This window comes from Methylobacterium sp. CCH5-D2 (assembly GCF_001556475.1).
GTDB lineage: Bacteria > Pseudomonadota > Alphaproteobacteria > Rhizobiales > Beijerinckiaceae > Methylobacterium > Methylobacterium hispanicum.
The window spans coordinates 1-1,935 of sequence record NZ_LSIX01000904.1; the positions used below are offsets into that span (position 1 = coordinate 1).

Below are 1,935 nucleotides of genomic sequence, written 5' to 3' on the forward strand. Positions count from 1 at the left end.
CCCGCCGCGGCGGGGCCGGGCGGGTTGGCTCTCTAGGATCTGCGATAACGCATCAGCGCCAATCAGTACCCGTAGCCGTAGTAGCCGTAGGGCCGACCGTAGCCATAGTCGTACCCACCATAACCGACCGGAGCATAGCCGTAACCGTAGCCGGGATAGCCGTAGCCGCCGTACAGGCCGCCCGCGGCGAGACCGAGCCCGACGCCGAGGCCCACGCCGCCAAGGCCGTAGCCGATGCCGCGGCGATAGCCGATCCCCCGGTAGCCGTAGCCGCCGCGATAGAAGCCACCACGATACCCGCCGAAGCCAACGCCACGGTAGCCGCCGAAGCCACCGCGGTAACCACCAAAGCCGCCGCGGAAGCCATGACCGCCGAAGCCACCGCCGTGGTAGCCGCCGCCGAACGGACGCGCGTCGGCTGAGGCCGGAGCAAACGCGAGCGCAGCGAGAACCGCCGTAGAAGCAAGAACAAGACGCTTCATCGAAATCATCTCCAATCCGATAATTCTGCCCTGGCAACGCCTCGTAGCGGCCCCTGTATCCGTTCCATTATGACGCAGGCACCTGCAGATATGTTTCCATATGTTTCTGATAGTTCACGAGAATAAGCTCGATGGAATGGTGATAGACTTCGGTTCGGGCTGCTTAATAGTGAGAGGTTGCGGGAGCATCTCCTGCCGAAATTACCTATCCAGCGGCCGCTCACGCGGACAGCCGTTCTCGGTGTCGTCTCAGGTCGTCACGGAGCCGCGGCATGAACGGCGACGTGCTGTCGAGTTGGCCTACCTCGTGGCATAGCCGCTCCAGAGCCTCCGTTTGGGCGTGCAAGCCGTCAACTGAGGCAAGATAGGCCCAGATCGCCGCGTCGGCCTCGCCGAGGTCGGCGGGCTGCTCAGCCGCGAGCAGTTCGCGGAAGACCTGGAGCGTCCGATCGAGAATGCCCAACGTCCTACCCTCGCTTCTAGGAAGATGCTGGCCAGCTCAGGCAAACGCCCAGCGCCTCGCCCGGTTCGCAGTGCAACGTTTCGCTAACGCTACGGCATCACCCTGAGTGGCATGTCGAAGCGTACCACCCGTACCCTGCGCGCCAGCCTGTGGGTTGCCGCTGCCGTGCTGTGCTGCCTCTCGGCGGCCATGCTGATTGATGCGAACAAACGCGAGGCGAAGACCGCCGAACAGCAGAACGTCGGCGATCCTGGCACCACCGGATCAATCAAGCACATGCGCTGGTGCGGAGCTGCACCATGGTGCAACTGAGAGCCGGCCGAAGCTCCGCATAGAGGTTTCATTAACCATGCGCTGAACAGCGTGTACGTGTCAGCCCGAAGGGTTCATCCGTGCACCAGCCCCGCTCCATCAGCGCTCAGGACTTCGCAAGCGACTGCCCTGTGCCGCTCGATCTTGTAGCCCGCCTTACCCGGGCTGCACCCGAGGCCCTCGCCGAGCTGCTCGAAGGAATTCCAGCAGCAAGGCGGGCTCAGCTCGCGGTATGGCTCTACGGCCGGAGCCATACGCATGAGATCGGCATTCGCATCGCGGCTACTTGCAAAGAAGACACCCTGCGCCGAGCTGCCGGCCCACTCGGCAACGTTCTCCATGAACTCTCGCGCCGGCCCTACGTGGCACCGAGCCACGGGGCCCGTCCCAACACGGCGCGTCGGATCAGCCTCGGCGGATCATACGGCGCAGCTCGCGCTGTCGCGTAACACTCTGCCTCATGCGTGGGCCAGCACGGGCTTGCAGACAGCTGACCGAGCGAGTGGCTTCCACTGCAACGCTTCGTTGACGGGTCTGACCTAGGCTGATTGTTGCGATTGGACCTCCGGGTCCGAACGCCCGCAGAGCAGCGCCACGGCTCCCAAGACAGGGCTATGAGGCGTGGCCTCGCTGGCGTCGTCGCATGTGAGGCCCGCCGCTGTCCCTCAGTGGCGGGCC

At 64.4% G+C, this 1,935-nt stretch carries 3 protein-coding genes; 1 reads left to right on the forward strand and 2 read right to left on the reverse strand.

The features are described from left to right. Positions 1 to 62 precede the first annotated feature (62 nt). Positions 63 to 491, reverse strand: coding sequence for a hypothetical protein (locus AX737_RS24530; protein ID WP_197430707.1), 429 nt, complete (start codon positions 489 to 491; stop codon positions 63 to 65). A 211-nt stretch (positions 492 to 702) separates the two neighbouring features. After that, on the reverse strand, positions 703 to 945 hold the full coding sequence (locus AX737_RS24535; RefSeq protein WP_066925857.1) for a hypothetical protein: 243 nt from the start codon (positions 943 to 945) through the stop codon (positions 703 to 705). A gap of 111 nt (positions 946 to 1,056) precedes the next feature. On the opposite strand from AX737_RS24535, the gene AX737_RS33570 reads away from it, so the two are divergent. Next, entirely contained in the window at positions 1,057 to 1,257 is a 201-nt protein-coding gene (locus AX737_RS33570; RefSeq protein ID WP_156453931.1) for a hypothetical protein, read from the forward strand. Positions 1,258 to 1,935: the final 678 nt, after the last annotated feature.